General features: G+C 46.8%; 15 protein-coding genes. 3 read left to right on the plus strand and 12 right to left on the minus strand.

The annotated features are described in order from the left end of the window. Positions 1 to 16: 16 nt before the first annotated feature. Positions 17 to 2,599 (minus strand): SEFIR domain-containing protein, encoded by a 2,583-nt coding sequence (locus QZW47_RS10990; RefSeq protein WP_293127027.1) that lies wholly within the window; start codon positions 2,597 to 2,599, stop codon positions 17 to 19. Between the two features lie 377 nt (positions 2,600 to 2,976). Here QZW47_RS10990 and QZW47_RS10995 point away from each other — a divergent pair, with 377 nt between their 5' ends. Further along, positions 2,977 to 3,528, plus strand: coding sequence for a hypothetical protein (locus QZW47_RS10995; protein ID WP_293127029.1), 552 nt, complete (start codon positions 2,977 to 2,979; stop codon positions 3,526 to 3,528). Between the two features lie 63 nt (positions 3,529 to 3,591). Here QZW47_RS10995 and QZW47_RS11000 read toward each other — a convergent pair whose 3' ends face one another. Continuing rightward, positions 3,592 to 5,319 carry a succinate dehydrogenase/fumarate reductase flavoprotein subunit gene (locus QZW47_RS11000; RefSeq protein ID WP_293127312.1) on the minus strand — a complete coding sequence of 576 codons (1,728 nt, stop codon included), beginning with the start codon at positions 5,317 to 5,319 and terminating at the stop codon, positions 3,592 to 3,594. A gap of 130 nt (positions 5,320 to 5,449) precedes the next feature. Next, on the minus strand, positions 5,450 to 5,764 hold the full coding sequence (locus QZW47_RS11005) for a hypothetical protein (protein ID WP_293127031.1): 315 nt from the start codon (positions 5,762 to 5,764) through the stop codon (positions 5,450 to 5,452). A gap of 411 nt (positions 5,765 to 6,175) precedes the next feature. Here QZW47_RS11005 and QZW47_RS11010 point away from each other — a divergent pair, with 411 nt between their 5' ends. Beyond that, a complete protein-coding gene (locus tag QZW47_RS11010) occupies positions 6,176 to 6,901 on the plus strand; it encodes a 1-acyl-sn-glycerol-3-phosphate acyltransferase (RefSeq protein WP_293127033.1) in 726 nt (241 codons plus the stop codon). 161 nt (positions 6,902 to 7,062) lie between these two features. On the opposite strand, the gene QZW47_RS11015 is transcribed toward QZW47_RS11010, so the two are convergent. Beyond that, entirely contained in the window at positions 7,063 to 7,263 is a 201-nt protein-coding gene (locus tag QZW47_RS11015) for a hypothetical protein (RefSeq protein ID WP_293127035.1), read from the minus strand. Here QZW47_RS11015 and QZW47_RS11020 point away from each other — a divergent pair. Continuing rightward, entirely contained in the window at positions 7,262 to 8,077 is an 816-nt protein-coding gene (locus QZW47_RS11020) for an alpha/beta hydrolase (protein WP_293127037.1), read from the plus strand. The genes QZW47_RS11015 and QZW47_RS11020 overlap by 2 nt on opposite strands. Positions 8,078 to 8,462: 385 nt before the next feature. On the opposite strand, the gene QZW47_RS11025 is transcribed toward QZW47_RS11020, so the two are convergent. From QZW47_RS11025 to nadA, 8 genes are all read right to left on the minus strand, one after another. Continuing rightward, positions 8,463 to 9,083, minus strand: coding sequence for a DUF2996 domain-containing protein (locus QZW47_RS11025; protein ID WP_293127039.1), 621 nt, complete (start codon positions 9,081 to 9,083; stop codon positions 8,463 to 8,465). Between the two features lie 93 nt (positions 9,084 to 9,176). Then, positions 9,177 to 10,064 carry a hypothetical protein gene (locus QZW47_RS11030; RefSeq protein ID WP_293127041.1) on the minus strand — a complete coding sequence of 296 codons (888 nt, stop codon included), beginning with the start codon at positions 10,062 to 10,064 and terminating at the stop codon, positions 9,177 to 9,179. A 136-nt stretch (positions 10,065 to 10,200) separates the two neighbouring features. Beyond that, positions 10,201 to 10,752 (minus strand): hypothetical protein, encoded by a 552-nt coding sequence (locus QZW47_RS11035; protein ID WP_293127043.1) that lies wholly within the window; start codon positions 10,750 to 10,752, stop codon positions 10,201 to 10,203. A 700-nt stretch (positions 10,753 to 11,452) separates the two neighbouring features. After that, on the minus strand, positions 11,453 to 11,569 hold the full coding sequence (locus QZW47_RS11040; protein ID WP_293127047.1) for a photosystem I reaction center subunit VIII: 117 nt from the start codon (positions 11,567 to 11,569) through the stop codon (positions 11,453 to 11,455). A 499-nt stretch (positions 11,570 to 12,068) separates the two neighbouring features. Next, on the minus strand, positions 12,069 to 12,578 hold the full coding sequence (locus tag QZW47_RS11045) for a photosystem I reaction center protein subunit XI (RefSeq protein ID WP_293127049.1): 510 nt from the start codon (positions 12,576 to 12,578) through the stop codon (positions 12,069 to 12,071). A 114-nt stretch (positions 12,579 to 12,692) separates the two neighbouring features. Further along, on the minus strand, positions 12,693 to 13,406 hold the full coding sequence (locus QZW47_RS11050) for a TIGR04283 family arsenosugar biosynthesis glycosyltransferase (protein WP_293127051.1): 714 nt from the start codon (positions 13,404 to 13,406) through the stop codon (positions 12,693 to 12,695). Between the two features lie 450 nt (positions 13,407 to 13,856). After that, complete coding sequence (locus QZW47_RS11055; RefSeq protein WP_293127053.1) at positions 13,857 to 14,474, minus strand: TIGR04282 family arsenosugar biosynthesis glycosyltransferase; 618 nt, start codon at positions 14,472 to 14,474, stop codon at positions 13,857 to 13,859. A 421-nt stretch (positions 14,475 to 14,895) separates the two neighbouring features. Next, a complete protein-coding gene (gene nadA, locus QZW47_RS11060; protein ID WP_293127314.1) occupies positions 14,896 to 15,864 on the minus strand; it encodes a quinolinate synthase NadA in 969 nt (322 codons plus the stop codon). Positions 15,865 to 16,009: the final 145 nt, after the last annotated feature.

Raw genomic sequence — 16,009 nt, forward strand, 5'->3', positions numbered from 1 at the left:
TGTTTGACTTAATAACTCACTTAGTTGACTCGTCATCTTCGCCCAGTTGTTTTAAATGTTCAAGAGATACACCCCGGATTAAATTGTGCTGCCTTAACAAATATCGATCACTTTCAACGAATTCTTCCACTAAATAGCGATCGCGCAACGCATCCAGCGCTACCTGCTGTTCCTCTTCATCCCGATCCCAATCCTCCAAATGTGACAACCAAAAATCCTCTGGTACTGGACAGCGGTACACCGAAGCTTCGCACAACAATATATAGGCATAGCGAACATCTTTTTCCAATCGATTAAAAGTCTTTTCTAGTCTGACTCGCACATTCCTTCGCAAACTGCGCGTGTATCGATGCAGACTAAACTTATCATCGGCTGATGCTGTTATTCCTTTAGTCTTAGCTTCCTCGATCGCCTTTTCAACTTCCTCTACTTCCTTACCATACTGATTCCAGTAAGCCAGAACATTACCAGCAAAAGGCTGATTTCTAATTTCTCCAGCAATCACCCGCAACGCTAAAGGATGTCCTTCATAAGCACTTCCAATCCTTTCTAAATAGGGTTTACCTGCTGAGTCTATATCAATATCTAACCCTGTTTTTTCAAATAATGCCAACCGTTCTATTTCTTCCAGTCCACTCAGAGGTTGACAATACCAGAAATTTTGATACCTGGTTCCTATTGTTGGTATCTCAGCAGGTAAATCTTGGGAAGTTAGGATAATACAGCTTTCACAAGAATCTGCTGCTAGCAAACTTTCAAAAAATCGCACCCACCACTCATCTTTAAAATCACTCCATCCCTCTTCTTCATTCCCCTGTAGAATGTTCTCTAAAGAATCAATCTGCACCAAATAGCGATTCTCTGTTAGATGTCTCACCAATCGATAGAGCAGGCGTTGAGTATCTTTACGGTCTTCCGGCGTGATTAATTCTCCCCATTTTTCCAGCCAGCGGGCAGCAACGCTAGCAAAATCTGAGGTTTGCTGTTCGTCATCAAAGTTTTCTTGATGATAGTGCGACCAGTCATTTTCAAACCAGTCGGCAACTTCTACTGCTAATCTTTCGCCAAGAGCCGTTTTACCAATCCCTGTGATACCAACCAACATCAGCAGGCGGCAATTACTACGAATACGATCGCTCAAATCCCGAATCAGGTTGTCCCGACCAACCCATCTATCATCAAGTGCAAAGAAATTAAGAGGACGAACTTGAGTTTCTTGCAAACTCTCACTTGCAGTAGACTGAGACTCCTCACGAAAAAGCTGTTTACGCTCACGAGGTGGCAAGGTGCGTAATATACCTACGCCTGGTTTGGGCGTCCGAGGTTGATTAGTCAATCGGCGGTAAAGCGATTCATATCCATCTGCTGTATCCAGTCTGTAAAAGGTAGCACTACGAAGGGGACTAGGGATAAATTCAGAATCTTGAGCAGTAAAGGTGATTGGAATAAACTTTGAATTCTTCCCTTGGGCATCATAGAGTTCCTGAATGATGACACCTCCTTCCCAAGTTACCCCCTTTCCTTTTCCTATTTCTTCCTTTCCTCGGAATCTTCGATCGTACTGCTGCGTACACACGATCAGGGCATAATCTGATGCTTCGACTTGATTAAGCATCCAGCGTTGCCATCCTTCATGGGGCGAATCTTCATACTGATCGATATTGGAATCAATCCCATCTTCACGAAGGCGATCGGCAAGTGCCAGTACCGATTCTTTGTGTTCTTGGGAGTCATGGCTATAGCTGATAAAAACTTTTGGAGGTTTAGGCTCAGAATTCATGGTTCGATCGGATTCAGGTAAACGAAGCAGTAAAGTAGATTGTTGAGAAGATGGCTTAGCTGTCTCCTCAATTTGAAGCTTCGCCAACACTTCAAAAGCAAACGCACTTGCATTGCGAGCAGCAATTTCCTGAGAGCCACCCGCATCAGCTTCTTTCTTACCATCAATCAGATCGGAAATCCCACGGATAACCAGCGCCCATACTTGGTGATTGGCATGAGCAGCTTGCAGTAAGCCTCGCCCCTCCATCTCCACAGCTACCGCATCACCATAGTTCAATTGAATAAACTGAAAAACTCTGGACTGAGTTGAAGCAATCACCTTTTCCCCAGCAGCAATCGGTGCAACGAATACGCGAGGGGTAGAACCCGGTAGAGGTGCCAGTCTTTGCAGCCAGTCAGATTTCCTAGACTCAGCCCTAGCTCGATGGATTAGATTGTATGTAGAAAGCCCTACATCTGGTCTGGGTTGAAATTTCTGTTTTGCCTTGCCAGGTTCCTTGCCAGATTCATAGCCATAGACTTTCGTGGCCGCTACCACGTCACCAAGGGCTACATCCTTGATGCCTCCAGCAATACCTACAAAGAATATGACGCTGGGATTGAAATAGGCGATCGCCCGTTCCGCCTCAACTGCTGCTCCCGCATTACCTGCACCCACCTCAACAATCCCGACTTCCCAAGACTTCCCGTTAGCAGCAAATTTGCCACGCTCGTAAATCGTTCCTTGGGGGTGCATCTCCTCCCGGAGGTCGTCAATATGGGTGCGAACAGCCATATACTCAATGGGGAGAGCAGTTACGATAACTGCACAAGGCATATTTTGACCCCCTTATTTGGTTTGAGTGTAGAATTCTATTCTTTATTCTGACGGTTTCATCAGTAATTTGCCTACCCTAAAAACCGAACAAAGTTCTGTCGATCGCGAATACCCTCCTTAACTTCAGGCAAGTTGTGGTATTTTCCATGCCCCAAGAATTAAAATATTGTTAGGCGATCGCCCCAAGGGCAGCACTTTTGTGACGAAATCTCTATCAAGTACAGTCCTGGACGCATCAAGAGCGAAGAAACCGGGCTTTTCACCTAATCTGCGGACTACAGCGAAGAATGTTCGTGAAAAACCCGGTTCTCGGCCACCGGTGCGTCCAGGACTAAAGTAGCTCAAAACGCGCCATCCATAAACTTGAGGAAAACAGTATGAGCGATCGAGAAAAAATATTTCAAGTATATCTACAAGAATATGAAAAATTAAAAGCAGAGCAGACGCAGCGAATAGGCTTTCGCGACAACCTGATTTACGCCACCCTCGGAGTATTTGGTACAATAGTCACCTTTGCCGTCTCCAGTCAAACAAATTATAATGCACTTCTGATTGTTCCTTGGGTTTGTCTGGTTTTAGGCTGGACTTATTTGGTCAACGACGAAAAAATATCGGCGATCGGCAGATACATTCGACTAACTCTAGTAGAAAAAATCAAAGAACAGACTGGTCACACAGACGTTGAATCTATTTTTGGATGGGAAATAGCCCATAGAAATGACACCCGCCGCAAACGGCGCAAGATAGAACAGTTGATTGTTGACCAAATTACCTTTGTTATTTCTGGAATAGTTGCCTTGATAGCCTTTTGGTTTGTCGTATCAAAGCCTCCCTTAGCAATTAGCATTATTTGGTGGATAGAACTGGTACTGCTGCTAATTTTGGGGGTAGAAATCATCATTTACGCGGACTTGGCAAAAGGTCGATAATGGAATTGATATCTAAACCTTGTTCCCGATTTTAACCAGGGAACAAGGATTTCAAACTAGCTTCTAATACTTCCTCTCCTGCGGCTCAAACATCGTAATCGCCACCGGCATATAAGCCAAATCAATCCCCGCAGGCGAATAATAGGCCAGCGTATGCTTCAAAAACTTCTCATCATCGCGATCGGTAAAATCTTCCCGCGAATGAGCTCCCCGGCTTTCCTGCCGATTTAAAGCAGAAGTTAAAATCATTTTTCCCACAATTATCAAACTCCGCAATTCCAAAGCTTCCACAATTTCCGTATTCCAAGATTTACCCTTGTCGTCCAAGTAAACTTCTTGATATTGCGTTTCCAATTCCTCCAATTTCCGCAAACCTTCCTGCATCAATTCGGCGCTGCGAAATACGCCGCAATACTCGGTCATCGTATCTTGGAACTTTTGCCGCACTTGATTGATACGGTATTGTCCGGGACGGTCTACAAGTGCTTGAATTTGTTCTTTTGCTTCGTTGATATAACGCTGTTCTTCTACTGTCGGCAACTTGCGATTTTGCACGAATTGTGCTATGGTTGCGCCAGTAACTTTGCCGTAAACTACGCATTCTAAGAGCGAATTACTGCCCAAACGGTTAGCGCCGTGAACTGATACGCAAGCTGCTTCACCGGCCGCAAAGAAACCGTCTACCAAACTGTCAGCACTGCCGCGAACTTGTCCGCCTATATTAGTTGGAATTCCGCCCATTGAATAGTGAGCTGTTGGACGCACGGGCATCGGTTGATCCACAGCATCAATTCCTAATAAGCGGTGCGCTTCTTCCCAAGCAAAAGGTATTTTGCTCATGATTTTTTCGCGTCCCATGTGCCGCAAGTCGAGGTAAATAAAGGGGCCGCCAGCACTACCATCAAGATTAATCCCGCGGCCTGCACGAATTTCTAAGGAAATCGATCGCGATGTAATGTCCCTAGGCGCTAATTCCATCCGCGACGGGGCATAATTCGCCATAAATCGATCGCCCTCGGAATTAATCAAATAAGCCCCTTCGCCCCGCACAGCCTCCGAAATCAACACTCCCACCGGATACAAACCCGTCGGGTGAAACTGCACAAACTCCATGTCTTCCAGGGGTAAGCCAGCCATCGCCGCCATCGCCAAACCGTCACCAGTCGAGGCGTAATCGTTCGAGGTGGTGTTGTAAACCCGACCGTAACCCCCCGTAGCAAACATCACCGCCTTCGCGCGCACGACGGCAATCTCGCCGTCTATGAGGTTGAACATCACCACGCCCTTGGCTTGGCCTTCTTCCAAAATTAGGCGCGTGACGTACCACTCCTGATAGATGTGAACTCCGTAACGGCGAAGATTGTTGACTAATTCGTGGAGAATAGCGTGACCGGTTTTGTCAGCGGCGTAGCAGGTGCGGCGGTGGGAATGTCCCCCGAAAGCGCGCTGGGCAATTCGGCCGTCTGGGAGGCGGGAAAACAGGACTCCCATGTGTTCTAAATCGATGATGACACCGGGTGCTTCGCGGGTGAGGATTTCTACGGCATCTTGGTCGGCTAAATAGTCTGAACCTTTTACGGTGTCAAAGGCGTGGGCTTTCCAACTGTCTTCTGGATCGACGTTTTGGAGGCTAGAGGCCATACCGCCTTGGGCTGCGACAGAGTGCGATCGAATTGGGTGAGTTTTGGCAACAACAGCTACCTTTAAACTGGGATCAGTCCGGGCAATTTCTACGGCTGCGCGGCAACCCGCTAAACCGCCGCCAACAATTATCACGTCGTGTTCTAGCATTGTTTGAGTCAAATGTTAAGTGTTCTCCTTCACATATATTGATGCAAAAAAAAAGTCCTCACCCAAAGGTAAGGAACTTTTTAACTTTTGATTGTTAGTTCTAAATCAAACCGTAAAATTTCAAATTGAATTAGCTGACACTTGGGACAGACTTTTGAGCCGATTGATTTCCCGTTGCAGAATGTTGAGCTTCGGTGGCGGGGTCTACCGAAAGCACTTCAATATTATTGAGCAGAGTTGTCACGAAAGCAAACAGCAAGAAAGGCAGAGACAGCACTAAAATCAAGCCGACGGTAGCCAAGGCGTAGATTTGGCGGGCGCTGCTCCAGAGGGCGAGTGCCGACGCTAGACTCAGGAAGATGACTATCAGCCAAACAATGATTTGACCGTAAATGTCGCCAAAGGTGAGGGTACATTTAAGGCGATAGTTTTGAATGTTATCCATTGATGCCTCGCGAGATTGCTATTACGACTTGTCGAAAAATACTTTTACAGTGCGTCAATGCCCACTGTTGAGTTTATAATTTTAGCTGGTGCAACTTGTTTTTGGCGCTGTTTTAAACATTTTTATAGAAGTTTGCAACAAGACTTTATAAACTTTTGCTTGTGACTGGGAAATTTTACCGAAATCAGAGTTACGCACTCCGACAAAGAAACCGGGTTTTTTACAGTTTTGGCGCCTGTAAGGAAGTATTTCGCAAAAAACCCGGTTTCTGACTCTCCCTGCGTGCAGCACTACGAAACCAAGGCACAAGGGGAAAGTCTACTTTTTGACCGATCGCGGATTTTGTAAAGTAATGTTAAGCTGCATGGGTATGGAATCAACGTTTATAGCGTCTTACCTGTGTTTTAGCCCATGTCTTCCGATCGCACATTGATGATTTCGCGCTGTTTCCTGGCTGGTGTGGGAACGCAGATGTTTGTACACCACCAGCCGCGGATTCCCCAACAGAGTCCGGTACTGGTGGTAAGCAATCACCGCAGTTTCCTAGATCCTGTGGTGTTGACGGCGGCTATGGGTCGATCGATTCGGTTTGCGTGTCATCATTACATGGGTCAAGTTCCGGTGATTCGGGAAATTGTCACGAATTTCGGCGCTTTCCCCTTGGAAGCACCGGAGCACCGACAAAAGCATTTTTTCTCTCAAGCGACGGCGCTGCTGCAAAGTGGGGAGATGGTGGGGGTGTTTCCTGAGGGTGCAGAACCGATGGTGAACTTTACTCAACCAAATACTATGGGGAAGTTTCAGCGGGGATTTGCTCACTTGGCTTTGCGGGCGCCAGTGCGGGATTTGGCGGTGTTACCGGTGGCGATTGCTTCGATGGAGGAACAGTCGGTGCGATCGGGTTTACCGCTGAAGTTGTTGAGTTTGTTCGATCCTTCGGAACCTTTGTTCGATCGCGCTGGGTGGCATCCTGTGATAGTTTATCAACGAGTAAATGTTTTAATCGGCCGCCCTTACTGGATTACAGTCGAGAGACAGCAGCAGTATCGAGGTAAAAAAGCCAAAGCAGTTGTGGCTGAACTTACAGAACACTGTCAAGGGGAAATTGCACAATTACTCGATCGAGGTTGTGTTTAACGCAGAAGTCAGTGGGCATGGGGCATGGGGCATGGGGCACTTGTCAGTAGTAAAAAGGAGCAATAAATTACCAACTACCAATTGCCACCCTTCGGCTTTGCGAGCAAGATTACCAATTACCAATTACCAATTACCAATTTTCAATTTCCAATTCCCAATTTTCAATTTCCAATTTTCAATTTCCAATTTTCAATTTCCAATTTCCAATTTCCAATTCCCATGCCCCGATGCCCGATGCCCGATGCCCGATGCCCGATGCCCGATGCCCGATGCCCGATGCCCGATGCCCGATGCCCGATGCCCGATGCCCGATGCCCGATGCCCGATGCCCGATGCCCCATTCCCAGATTAAGTTTAATCATGCCCACTACTAACAATAAAGTTCGTTTTCTCAGCCCCAAACCGGCGAAAACAGATCGCCCTTTATTTGTATTTCTGCCCGGTATGGACGGCAGCGGTTTGCTGCTGCGCCCGCAAATTGCGAAATTAGCCAATAATTTTGACATTCGCTGCTTAACTTTACCACCTAACGATATGGCTAGTTGGGAGGTACTGGTTAGGGAAACGATCGCCTTAATTGAAGCAGAAAAGGAAGCGAATCAGCGGCCTGTTTATCTTTGCGGCGAGTCATTTGGGGGGTGTTTAGCGATGAAAGTTGTTTTAGAAGCTCCTAAATTGTGCGATCGACTAATTTTAGTAAATCCAGCTTCTTCATTCCGACAACAGCCTTGGGTGCAGTGGGGTTCCCATTTGACTCAGTGGTTGCCGGCGAACCTTTATCCGCTGTCGGTAATCGGTCTGTTGCCGATATTAGCATCCTTGGGAAAGATCGGGCGCGAGGATAGACACGCTTTGCTGGAAGCGATGCAAGCAGTACCGCAACACACGTCTGTGTGGAGATTGGCATTAGTGCGATCGTTTAATGTGGATGAAAATCAGTTGCGCGGCATCAAACAGCCAACGTTAGTAATTGCTAGCGGTGCCGATCGCCTGTTGCCTTCCATAGCAGAAGCGAAGCTTTTAGTCAAGGTCATTCCCAAGGCCCAAATGGTGATGCTGGCTAACAGCGGTCATGCTTGTTTGTTGGAAACAGATGTTGACCTTTACGCGATTATGCAACAGCGCAATTTTTTGACTGAATCCGCAGAAAATTTGGCATTAGTTAAGAGTCATTAGTTAAGAGTCATTAGTTAAGAGTCATTAGTCATTAGTCATTAGTCATTTCAGCCTCCGAGCGAAGTCGAAGGCTAGTCATTAGTTATTAGTAGGGTGGGTCGCGAGCGAAAATTCTTAAAAAAAGAGCTAAAACTGAGAGTGCGACGCACCGATACGATTTGTTACTGGCGATTGTCAATTGGGAATCATATCAAGTGCGATCGCAATATGTCCTAGCTTGGTGTGACGAAGAGCAGATTGTCGATTTGCTCCAAATCTGGTCTGCTCTTCATCACACCCTACGGCATCTAATGACAGTTGACAGTTGACAGTTGACAGTTGACAGTTGACCAATGACCAATGACCAATGACCAATGACAGTTGACAAATGACAGTTGACAAATGACTAATTAAGATTCAGCCATTTTTGAGCGTTAAGCCGCTGGACGACGCCAAACACCATGAGGTCGAGAGTAATCTTGCGTTCGTCGATCAAAAAAGGTTCTAAAGTGCTGGTCTTGGTATTATTTTCAGCGCAAGAAAACGCTCTTTGACTTTGAATATCTTCTTGAGGAAAATACAAGTTAAATTGGCGCTGACCTGCTTGAAATTTACCAATTACCTGCCAGCAATCGCCGGCGGAACTCATACCGGCAACCGGGAGTTTTTGCTTTGCCAAACTCACTTCTAAATCCTTAACGCCCTGTTTAGTTAAAGCAGTTTGCAAGGCGGGCAAATAATCTTGTTGAATAAATTCCGCAAAGGGCTTGTCTTCAACAGCGGGTGCTTTTTCCTTTTTAGCTTTAGCTGGGGGCTTATCGCCGTCAGCGGCCTTGGCGGCGGGCTTTTTAGCAGCCGCAGGCGGCTTGTCAGTGGTGGGAAGATCCGTTGTCTCGGGTGTGTCGGAACTCGGGGCGTTCTCGATCGCAGCACTGGGAGTTTCTGATTCGCCAGCGGTAGGATTTGTCGGTTCTTCTGGCATTAACGGTTCCTTGTAAAAGTGATTGGTAGAGGAGTCAACAGTCATTAGTCAGCAGCCAGCAGACTCACGATCGCCCCGAAGAGTGATCGGAGACTCTGACTCATAACTAATGACTAATGACTGAGGACTCTGACTATTCTAAATCTCAGCGACAGCTCGTTCAATCAAACGGCGGGCGAGAGTTTGAACGCCGGTGTGTTCGTAGTAGTTGGTAGTCATGTCGAGAAAAGCGCCCACATAGTCCACTTTGTCGGCAGAAATTTCCACAAAACTCTGCAAGTGGCCCATGACGTTTTCGGGAGTCAAACCTCGATCGCTTACAAACGAGCCCATCCACCCGGAAACCGAGCCAAAGCTTTGGCCGATAAAGCCAAGTTGGCCGGCAGGATTACCGCCAGGAATCATGCCGCCGATCGCTTTAAACGCCGGATTGTCTTGCAAATCGCTGGGGGAGAGCTTTTCAATCCAAGACTGAGTAGCCATGATAAAGTCTGGGCCCAGGGGAATCAAACCATCAAAACAAACCAAAGCAGCCATCCGCATCAGCGATTCACCGCCGTAGTCGCCCAAAGCCCCGGCAAAATCGCCGATGCTGTCGCCGGGAATGCCGTTGATTTGGCAAAAAGCGAGCAATTCGGTGACTAATTTCAAAGAAAGGTCGATCGTTTGAGCTTTTTCTGGCTTGGGTGTGAGATTCCCTAGCATGGATAAAAAGGGCACATTTTGGGAGACTTTGTTGGCGAGGGCTGCGGTACCGAGGGCGCTTGAGGCACTGTCGATGGTTTGGTAGAGCCAGAGAGCGCGCTGATAGCCTTCTGATTTATCGTTGTAGAGGGTGATGGCGCGATCGCCAATTTGCTGGATCATATCTTCGTCGGTTTCGCCAGTAACGGTGCGAATCGTATTTTCAAAGCCAACTAAATTGTTCCACTCGCCGGGAACCACAAAGTCAAGCGCTCGGAGGGCTTTGACAGTCATGTTGTCTTTAGGTAGTTGATCGACTAATTCAAAGACTGTTTTGCTCACAAAAAACTCCTTGTTGAACTGAAATCAAAGGTATTACTTTTGGCAGATGGCAAGAACTTCACAGTCTGATTCTTGCCGGCGCAAATTGCGATCGTCTCATGCCCGAGTTGGACGGGAAACTCGATCTCAGAGAATGCTACTTGACGCTGGCGAGACCGCCGAGGTTAAATTTGGACAACCAAGCTTCGCGATCGCTAGCGGTAAAAGAGGGATCGCGGGATTGAACTTTCACCTGATAGCGATTTGCGACTAAAACAGCAGTGATGTTAGCGCCCTGATTGACAGCGGGATAGCCGCTAATTTGCTTGGTACTTTGCTGGAATTTAGCTCCGGCGCTGGGGTTGCCGGCGATGTCGTTAATCGAGAGTACCGCGACATTTTTGCCGCCTTTGTTGAGCTTAGCTTCAGCAAAACCAGATTTTTCTTGAGCGAAGACGCGATCGAATCCGCCGCCAGCAGACGGAAAATATTTATTTAATTTGCCGCCTGCAACTGCTTTCTTGGGAAGGCTGGGATTTTCAGCAGTGGATTTGTCAGCAGTTGTCTGCTTTGCTTTAGATTTTTGGGTGCTTTCCTGCTGAGCTTTGTCCCAGCGGGAGGGTGGCTGATTCTGACCGCAGGAAGTCACGAGCAGCAGTACCGAGATCAGGAATGGAGCTAAAATTCTGCGTGCGGGGGGAAATTGCATCGCTGTCTCCTCATGAGTAGGTTTCCATCACAATTGTGGCTCTTGACATCCTCTCCGGGAGTCAACGCCACGGAGATTCCAAGAATCGCTTCTTAGACCTTTCTGCTTCATTGCAACTGCCTCCACTCAAGCGAGAGATTTGGTCTTATGTTCGCTCCACAGACTAACCCCGCAAGCCCTGCGGTTTTAACAAACAGTCTAAAAACTTATTCAGTTTACGTCTAGAGAGGATGTTTGCCATTGCCTCTTAAGCTTTTCCCGGTCTACCAATTTTTCCTCGCCGTTGCCATACTTCTGGCAAACTTTGGTGTTAGGCTTTATGTCTCCATTGACGGACAGTGGGTCAACGACCACTTCTATTCTAGCAAAAGCCGTCGAGCGAAGGACGGGGTTTCTACCCATTTTTCTGATGATTTGCCAATTTGTCTTCCCCGATCGGGTAATTTGTGTTTTTTGTAAAAAAATCCTCTGCCTGCGGGCAGAGGATTTTTTTGCAATTGCGAGTTCTGAAGGAAGAAGAAAGATTGCTCCACAGATAAATTCTGGGGATGGGGGTAAAGAAACTAAGTTTTCTGATTGCCAGCAATCTCAAAACAATTTTTGCTGATTTTCCCTAGATTTATCTAGAGGTTTCAGAGCAATTGTTCGTCAATGGTGTTAATTCGGCCTTCCAACTTAGGTCTTGCTTTGTGGGTAAAGCTCAGGCGTCGCTTTCAATGTAGATAAACAACAAACCCATGACTACAACCGGCATGAGCCAGGTAATTAGGGGAATTAAAATCCAAGGCAAGAAAGAAGCAGCGTAGGAACCTGTCATAAAAAATAAATCTCCGTAAGTGGGAAACGAGCGTGGCTTGAGCCTCGGAGAGGGAAACAACGCGGGTGGTTTTAACCACCGTGAATCTTTCCATTACACGGGGATTGTTTGACTCTTGTGTACTTTTGTAATGTACTTTCAATGGGACAATTACCATTTCAAGCTTCACAATCCGCGATCGCATAATGGTTGCCTTTGTTGGGCCTCCCTTGCGGGGTAATGTTCGCTTCGCCAATGTTATGAGGGCTTGTGAGGCTAGCAGCACTGTCTCAGTGACTTTAAGACTGTTTAACCACTAGCGATAGAGCGGAAAACTAGCGTCGCATTCTCCGGTATCGTGACCCAAATAACGTAGACCTCAAAAGTCTTAGGCTGGTCAGAATAGCTTGCTTCGAGACTTGCTCGCGACCAAGCTCAGTGTCTTTAGACCTGAGTTCCTGACATCAAATTCTCCAAACTAAAGTTAGTGTGTTCCAACAGAGATATTGGGGAGTGGAGTCTAATTGTTGACTAAACCCCGGAAAATGGCATCAACGCCCTTAAAGTTTTCGAGTAAGAAGTAGGCAGCAAAAACGCCGCTCATGCCCCCAATGAAGAAACCAGCAGTAAGCTGACTCCAGCCTTCAGCATTTCTGAGGGAATCGGGAGTCATCGGATTAGCGCTGGGGTAGCTGGTGTTGTCTTGCTTGAAAGAGACCAAACCGTAGGCAGACATACCTAGGGTGCCAAGCAAAACTAAGACGAGGGCTGTAATTAGTCCGCCGAGATTAGCTGCTTCTGGATAATCCCGCAGCGGGCCGAAAACGATTTCGGGGCCGACGAGGAAATAACCGTGTGCCAAGCCGATTTCTAAACCTCGAACTAGGGGCGAGAGTCCTTTGCGGTAGGCGGGCAAGTTCCCAATGAATGCTTTGGTGAAATCAGAAGCACTGATGGGAGTTGCGAGATGACCCGTGAAGGGGTCGCCGTTAAAGGGTTTAATAAGCTCTGCATCTCTGGGATCGGCCATATGCTCTTTTTCCTCGCTGTGCGTAAAATTTGAGGCGTTCAAGTCATATTTTACGCAGGGACGTGTTTCCTATTTGCATAATTGGCACTGAGCTTTAGAAAAGTTCACTATTCTTTAGTTTTCGGAAGAATTTTTCTTTTGTCCTCTATACCAGAAAGCGAGTCGATCGGGCGACACTCCCAAAAAATAAGCAATAATTACTATTTGATTGATGGCGGTGGTGTGGATGACCCCAAGCTGGTGCCAGCGGCGGGCGTTCGTCAGCACCGGCTGGGGTAATATTTCGATGCGGCCTTGTTTTTTCAACCTGCACACGAATTCAAAGTCTTCCATGAGGGGCAAATCGGGAAAACCGCCGATTTTGTCAAAGGTAGCTGAATAGAGGAAAATGGCTTGATCGCCGTAGGGCATTTGCAGGAAGCGCGATCGCCAGTTTACCCCTATTTCTACCAGGCGCAGACTGTGCTGGGGCGCATCTATTTTGAGTTCAAAGGCCCCGGCGACTGTTTGGGGTTTTGCTAGAGCGAGGCGCACGCCAGAGTCGTAGCCCGGAGGCAAAAGAGTGTCTGCGTGGAGAAACAGCAGAATATCTCCAGTAGCTGCGATCGCACCTGCGTTCATTTGAGTAGCGCGGCCAGGGGCGGTGGAGATGACTGGGACGCCCAAAGATTTTGCTATTTCTGCTGTACCGTCGCTACTGCCGCCGTCAGCGACAATTATTTCAACATTTTTGGCCTCAAGGGCGGTGGATATGACTGAGGCAATTGTAGGTGCTTCGTTTAAGACTGGAATGATAATGGAAATTTTGAGATGATAATTTTCTGGCATACAGAATTAAGCAGCCCGTGGGAGAGAGCGGGTTTTGTACAAAGCTTATCTGTTATTTCGACAGGTAGTGACAGCTTCGTGAGAACTTCCAGCGCCAATTGCGTTTCTGAGATTGTAAGTGCGATCGCCCCCGCTGGCATTTTGAGGTCATAGTCTGAAACCTTTCATTTTCGCGATGGCAGCGGGTTGCCATCCCAGAGTATAGCCCTAAAACCCTGATTCTGCGATGGAAATCAAAAACTTTCCGAAGCGTTATTCTTTGCCAATTTATTTGCCCAAATTTTGCTTTTTCTCGCGCTTGCGACTATTGTCGCAAGCGCTGTCTAACCGCTGCATTTGGTTAGACAAATACATTTACTATAGTATGACCTTGTGGTTACACAAGCAAGTGTTTTTTATGGAAAATACATGAGAGTTTCTAATGAAAACAATCATTTTAATATAGTTTAGTTATTTCAAAATATTAATATCTAAACCGAGCAAATCCTCGGGTAAATCGATATCTGCAAGAGTGGGAAGATAAGCAATGTTGAGGTCGAGGTTTTGGGCGATCGCCCGCGTAGCAGCAAATACCTCACTCGTTCCCCAGTTAATGCCACCGAACAATTCTGGTATCACTCTGCCCAGCCCGATTAGATAATAACCGCCGTCTTTAGCCGGGCCCAAAACTAAATCGTGCTGGCTGAGTTTGTCAAAAGCTTGTGCCATAATTTCAGTTGTCAGATTGGGACAATCAGTGCCGATAATTGCGGTTTTGTCAACCCCTGAATTAAAAGAGTTTTGAAAGGCTGCTATCATTTTTGCGCCCAAATCACCGTCTATTTGATTTTGATAAACAATATCTGTTCCCAACCACTCTTGCATCAGTTGCTGGCTGCCACCTGCCCAGTGAATTTCAACTGATAATCTACCCGATTGTTGGAGAGAGAGGGCGCGGGCGATCGCCTTTTGGGCCATCAAGCGGTGCAGGTTGGCAGCACCTATCTTTCCGAGGACGGGAATTAGTCGAGTTTTGGCTTTTCCCGGTTCGGGATAGCGGGTGAAAACAATTAGTTTTTCGGAAATCATACAATTTTAGATTGGAAATTTGGGAATGAGTTAAGGATTTGGATCTGCTCTGCTAACTCCAAATCTGCTGGCGCAGTCTTACTTTAATTGCCTCAGTCTTTACATACAAAAGGAAACAGCCAATGAACGCACATTAATGCTGATAATTTCTACATGGGAGAGCTGACGGTGGAAAATTGAGTCTGTAAGTCACAGCGTGTCCCGTCAATTCCGTCCGCTATGCTCGTCATTAACAAGGTTTATAGTGAGCAGGAAGAATCAAGCGTCATGGATGCGGACTGAAGTCCTCACTACGAACCTATTTACTATTGTTTAAATTCAGCATCAAGCGTCATGGATGCGGACTTGCATTCCTTGCTACGAACCTGAAGAAGGACTAAAGTCCTCACGACAAACCAAAGTGACAATTAATTATTGGTTTTTAGCTCATTTCTAGCATACGCTGGATGGGTTGCAAGGCTGCTAGTTGTAAATCTTCGGACATACTAATTTCGGGAGTTTGATTTTTCATAGCTAGATACAATTTTTCCAATGTATTTAATCTCATGTGCGGGCATTCGTTGCAAGCACAACTATTGTTGTTTGGAGGAGCCGGGATAAAGCGTTTGTGGGGTGTTTGCTTTTGCATTTGGTGAATGATTCCCGGCTCAGTCGCGACAATAAAAGCTGGGCTGGAACTGGATTGAGAATATTTGAGCAAAGCGGTGGTTGAACCGATATAATCGGCGTGGCGAAGTACGGGAGGTTCGCATTCTGGATGAGCGATGATTTCGGCTTCGGGATTTTCGATTTTGAGTTGAACTATCTTTTTTTCTGAGAAGTTTTCGTGGACGATGCAGGCTCCTTGCCAGAGTTCCATCTGTCTGCCACTTTGTTCCATGACGTAGCGGCCGAGATTGCGATCGGGCCCAAAAATTATGGGCTGATTTTCGGGAATTTGATTGACTATTTTGACGGCGTTGGAGCTGGTGCAAATTATGTCGCTCATTGCCTTAATTTCAGCGGTACAGTTAATGTAGGAAATAACTAGATGTTCTGGGCGATCGGCTTTGAAGGCTGCAAAAGCTTCGGGCGGGCAACTGTCGGCGAGGGAACACCCAGCATTTAAGTCTGGTAGCAATACTAATTTGTCGGGATTGAGGATTTTTGCGGTTTCTGCCATGAAGTGAACTCCGGCAAAAACGATGACATCGGCTTTGGTGTTGGCGGCTTTGCGGGCAAGTTCGAGGGAGTCGCCTATGAAGTCTGCGATGTCTTGAATGTCGGAGTCTTGGTAGTAGTGGGCGAGAATGACGGCGTTTAACTCTTGTTTGAGGGTGTTAATTGCTGCAAACAAGTCGTCGGGGATTCGGGTTTGGGTAAAATTCGGAGCAGGTGTGGTGGTAAACACAGTTAGAATATTCCGTGGAAGGTGGCGGCTGGACTTAATATTTTGAATTATAGTTGCTTTCACCAAAAATGGGCGGACAGTTCCGGTGAACCAATCTAAAATCTAAAATCTAAAATCTAAAATCTAAAATTGCCTGGGGGAGAGT

The sequence above is a fragment of the Microcoleus sp. bin38.metabat.b11b12b14.051 genome (assembly GCF_013299165.1).
Taxonomy (GTDB): domain Bacteria; phylum Cyanobacteriota; class Cyanobacteriia; order Cyanobacteriales; family Microcoleaceae; genus Microcoleus.